This window comes from Mycolicibacterium austroafricanum (assembly GCF_902705885.1).
Taxonomy (GTDB): Bacteria; Actinomycetota; Actinomycetes; order Mycobacteriales; family Mycobacteriaceae; genus Mycobacterium; species Mycobacterium vanbaalenii_A.
On the sequence record NZ_CACSIP010000065.1, the window covers coordinates 1 to 4568 of the forward strand.

The 4568-nt window shown below is 68.4% G+C and carries 4 protein-coding genes and 1 pseudogene; 2 read left to right on the top strand and 3 right to left on the bottom strand.

Annotated elements, in window-relative coordinates:
• Positions 1-648: HNH endonuclease signature motif containing protein (locus BEMPMBAN_RS29795; RefSeq protein ID WP_159235068.1), on the top strand; the 648-nt coding region annotated here is incomplete at its 5' end.
• Between the two features lie 183 nt (positions 649-831).
• Here the strand turns inward: BEMPMBAN_RS29795 and BEMPMBAN_RS29800 are convergent.
• On the bottom strand, positions 832-2040 hold the full coding sequence (locus tag BEMPMBAN_RS29800) for a cytochrome P450 (RefSeq protein ID WP_159235069.1): 1209 nt from the start codon (positions 2038-2040) through the stop codon (positions 832-834).
• A 184-nt stretch (positions 2041-2224) separates the two neighbouring features.
• On the opposite strand from BEMPMBAN_RS29800, the gene BEMPMBAN_RS29805 reads away from it, so the two are divergent.
• Positions 2225-2806: a TetR/AcrR family transcriptional regulator gene (locus BEMPMBAN_RS29805; RefSeq protein ID WP_159235070.1), complete on the top strand. Its 582-nt coding sequence runs from the start codon at positions 2225-2227 to the stop codon at positions 2804-2806.
• On the opposite strand, the gene BEMPMBAN_RS29810 is transcribed toward BEMPMBAN_RS29805, so the two are convergent.
• Entirely contained in the window at positions 2751-4361 is a 1611-nt protein-coding gene (locus BEMPMBAN_RS29810) for an FAD-dependent oxidoreductase (RefSeq protein WP_159235071.1), read from the bottom strand. The two genes, BEMPMBAN_RS29805 and BEMPMBAN_RS29810, sit on opposite strands and share 56 nt — an antisense overlap.
• A pseudogene (locus BEMPMBAN_RS29815) lies at positions 4361-4568 on the bottom strand (LLM class F420-dependent oxidoreductase); the annotation flags it as partial. The pseudogene BEMPMBAN_RS29815 and the gene BEMPMBAN_RS29810, both read right to left, overlap by 1 nt.

Below are 4568 nucleotides of genomic sequence, written 5' to 3' on the forward strand. Positions count from 1 at the left end.
GATCTGGAGTCCCGCGCCGGGGTCGGGACCACCGGTGGGGGCACGGTGATGCCGATCGCCGAGGTGATCCGGATGGGCGCCCATGCCAACCATCACCTGGCGGTGTTCGACAAAGCGACCGGCTCAGCGCTGGCGTTGTTCCGGGCTAAACGGGTCGCTTCTCCGGCGCAGCGGATCATGCTGATTGCCCGCGATGGGGGCTGTACCAAACCGGGCTGCACTGTGGGTGCTTACGGCTGCCAGGTCCATCACGCCGCCGCGGACTGGGCTGGCGGCGGGAACACCAACGTCGATGAGATGGGTTTGGCGTGTGGGCCTGATAACCGCGCGGTGGACGCCGACGGCGGCTGGCGCACCGAGATGAACGAGTGCTGCGAGGTCGAATGGATCCCGCCGCCGCCGCTGGACACCGGCCAAACCCGCCTCAACACCTACCATCGTCCCGAACGACTCCTGCGCCCACCAGACGAGCCGCAGGACGCCGACACCGCCGACACCGCCGACGAGCCCCACGACCCGGCCCGAAACGACAGCGACCGGCGCGCCGACGAGCCCGAACCAATCCCACCCGGCGACGCCGAACCTGTCGACACCGCCGAACCCGGCCAACCCGGCGGACCCGCACCACCCGAAGACCAAGCAGCCTGACGGCCGCGCACTTCGCAGAGTGCACCTCCGCCGTTCCTGGCGGAGGGGGGTAGCACGCTGCGAAGGAAGCGTGTCTGAAACCGCCTGTAAGCCAACGATCTACGGCTACGCACCGCTCGGGTGAATTCAGCCGGTGCCGATGGCCTATGAGAGGCCGGAGCGGACGGCCACCTGTGCACCCGGTTATTCGATTCTGAGACAAAGGCTTTCCAGTCGACGCACCAGCAGGCTGGGCAGCCACCGGGCCGGCCCGACCTTCTCGATTCTGGTGGTGTGCCGCAGCAGGTGATCGACCACGATCCGGGCTTCCAGCCGGGCGAGCGCGGCACCGACGCAGAAGTGCGCCCCTCTGCCGAACGACAGGTGCGCCTTGCCCCCGGGGCGGTTCAGCCGGAAGTCACCGGGGGCGTCGAAATGCGCCGGGTCCCGGTTTGCCGCTCCCCAGAGCAGGAGCAGTCGCGAGCCCGCCGCGAGGTCCTGACCGCCGAGCGAACAGTCATTACGCACATGGCGGTAGTGGCCACGAAACGGCGGCTCGAGACGCAGCACCTCCTCAAGAAAGGCCGGGGCGAGGTCCGGGTTCTCGCGCAGCGTGTTCTGCAGGTGCGGCCGGGTGGCGAGGATGTCGGTCGCCGAACCGATGAGCGACGCCGTCGACTCGCCGCCGGCGCCGAACAGCGTGACCATGATCATCTGTGCGGTCATCATGTCGAGTTCGCCTGCGGCGCAGGCCGAAGCGAGATCGCCGAGCAGGTTGTCCGGCGGGTTGGCGGTGGCCTCCTGCAGTTTGCCGGCGATGTACCCGCTCAGTTGCACAGCGGCAGTGCCCGCCGATTCCAGTCCGTCCTGACCCACCAGCCCGCCGAGGAACTGGGTGCTGGCGTATGCCCAGGAAGCCAGCTGGTCGGTGTCCTCGACAGGAACGCCCAGCAGCCGGCACACCACCATCATGGGCAGCCGATCGCCGACCGCGCTCATCCATTCGACCCGGCCGTGGCGCCACAACCGGTCGATGGTCTCGATGACAAACCCCTCCAGTGCGTGGATGCGTTTGGCCGCCAACTGCGGCACCAGCAGTTTGCGATGCCAGGCGTGGGTCGGGTCGTCGGCGGTGGCGAGCACCTGTGTGGGTCCGCCGAGCCCATCCATCGGGAACACCTCCACGATCCCGCCCGGACGGTAGCTCATCGTCCCGGTCAGATTGGACGAGAAGTCCTCGGGACGGGCCAGCGCTTCGGTGACGGCATCCCAGCTGCAGACGGCGTGAAACCCCGAGTCGCCGACGCGGTGCACGGGTGCCTCGGCCAGCATGTGTGCGTAGAGCGGGTAGGGGTCCTGGACGAACCGGTCGTCGAACAACGCCAGGCCGAGGTCACCGTCGTGGACTGTCACGCACCCAGCGTCGGCCCGATGCACCGGGCCCGTCAACGGGGAGGACGGAAGTCGAAACCCCTGGTCTGAGGGCAGGCGCCGGGTTTTCTCACCGCAACGCCGCCACCTGCACAGCAGCTGAGAAAAGACTCAGGAACGTCTCAGTATGAGACGATCGACCACATGCTTCTCGAGGAGGTGTGCGGTGGCGACGGGAGACTGGTTGGTCGGTGACCGGCACGCTGCGGCCGCCGAGCGGATCTACGCAGCCGCCACCGAACTTATCGCTCGTGACGGCATCGAGGCGTTCGACATCGCCGCTCTCGAGGAGCGGGTGCACTGCTCGCGGGCGACGATCTACCGGCACGTGGGCGGCAAGACCAAGATCCGGGATGCGGTGCTCGCCAGAAACGCGGAACGGATCATCGAGGCGGTGCGCTCCGCCGTGGACGGACTCAGCGGTCCCGACCGCGTGGTGACCGCGGTGACGGTGGCGCTCGAACGGATCAGGACGGACCCTCTCGGGCAGGCGATGGTCACCTCGATGCGGGGTGCTGCGGACCTGGCATGGATCACCGACTCGCCGTTGCCGACGGCGCTCGCGGTCGAGCTGGCCGGATATGCCGAGGACGACACCCAGGCCGGCCAGTGGGTCGTGCGGGTGGTGCTGTCCCTGGTGTACTGGCCGGTCGCCGACCCGGCCGCCGAGCGGGAGATGCTGCGACGCTTCCTCAATCCCGATTCGACCGCGCCGCGGCGAGAAGCTCCTCCGTCGCAACGAGTTTGACGCGCGGACGGGACGCCGCCGATCCTCGCTCGCGTTCGGTGGCATCGATGGCCCGCCAGCCGCTCCAGTCCACCGGCGCGACACCGCGGCGATTCAGCAATTCGCGCAACGCATCTCGGTCCGCGACGGTGCGCCCGAGGGCGCCGTCGTCGAAATCGGCGAGAAGCTGGGCGACCGTCTCCTGCGCGCAGGAACGGTTGGTGCCGATCACTCCCCGCGGGCCGCGCTTGATCCAGCCGGTGGCATAAACCCCGGCGACGGGGTCACCGGTGGCGTCGGTCACCCGACCGCGATCGTTGGGCACGGTGCCCGTCGCCTCGCCGAACGGCAGATCCGGCACCGGAATGCCTTGATACCCAATGGAACGCAACACCAGAGAGGTTTCGATCAACTCGGTCTCGCCCTCGGCGTGGTTGACCTGCAGCCCGGTGACCGCATCGCCGCCCTCGATTGCCGTCGGCGAGCATCCGAAGCGGAACACCACACGCTTGTTGCCGGGGGTCGGCGTGCGCTGTGCGTACTCGCGGGCGACCTCCAGCTTCGCCGCCGTTTCGATGTCGTCGTCGGGGTCGGGTTGCAGCCCGGACTCGTCGATGACCACGTCCACGCCGGGCAGATGGCCCAGCGCCAGGAATTCGCCGACGGAGAACGCCGCGGCCCGCGGCCCGCGCCGGCCGAGGATCACGACCTCCTCGATCGAGTTGTGCGCCAAGGCTTCCAGTGCATGCTCGGCGATGTCGGTGCCGGCCAGCGCGTCGGGGGGTGTCAACAGGATGCGTGCGACGTCGAGCGCGACGTTGCCGTTGCCGACGATCACCGCCCGGTGACCCGACAGGTCGAACCGGTGGTGGGCGTGGTCGGGGTGCCCGTTGTACCAGCCGACGACATCGGAGGCGGGGTGGCTGCCGGGCAGGTCCTCGCCGGGGATGCCGAGGCTGCGACTGGCCGAGCAGCCGACCGCGTAGATCACCGCGTGGTGATGAGCCATCAGGTCCTGATGGCTGAGATCCCTGCCGATCTCCACGTTGAGGTGGCAGCCGAAGCGCTTGTCGGCCAACACCGACGTGAAGAGATCGACCACCGATTTGGTGTGCTGGTGGTCGGGAGCGACGCCCGCCCGAATCAGACCGAACGGTGTGGGCAGCCGTTCGAACATGTCGACCTCGACACCGTCGATCGCCATCAGTTCATCTGCGGCGTAACACGCCGCCGGACCCGCCCCGACCACCGCGACGCGCAGTGACCCGCTCTCGACCGGCCCGTGTCGCTTCTCCGGCGGCGACGACTCCGGTTGCAGCGGATGCCGTTCGAAGTACGCGGCGTTGAGCTGCCGGAACCGCTCCAGGTGCGCCGGCAGGTCCTCCTCGTAGTGGATGGCGTCGACCGGGCATTCGTCCATGCAGGCCCCGCAGTCGATGCAGGCATCCGGGTCGATGTAGAGCATCTCCGTTCCGCTGAACTCGCCGGGGCCGCCCGCCGGGCGGATGCAGTCCACCGGGCACACCGGCACGCAACTCGCGTCCTTGCAACAGTTCTGGGTGATCACGTAGGCCATCAGTGACCTCCGCGGAGGCCGTAGCCGTCGAGTTTGGTGGCGAGGCGTTCGACGTAGGCGGCGATGTCGGGTTCGGGTTTGTCGGGTAGGCCGAAGAGGACTTCGGTGACGCCGAGGTCTTTCCATCGGTGCAGTTTGTCGGGGTCGGGTTTGAAGTCCAGGGCCACGATCTGTGGGGCGCCGTCGCGGTCGGCGGCGGCCCAGGTG

Bases quoted from the DNA above. Each gene is read 5' to 3' on its own strand.
- BEMPMBAN_RS29810 (WP_159235071.1), bottom strand. From the start codon at position 4,361: ATGGCCTACGTGATCACCCAGAACTGTTGCAAGGACGCGAGTTGCGTG.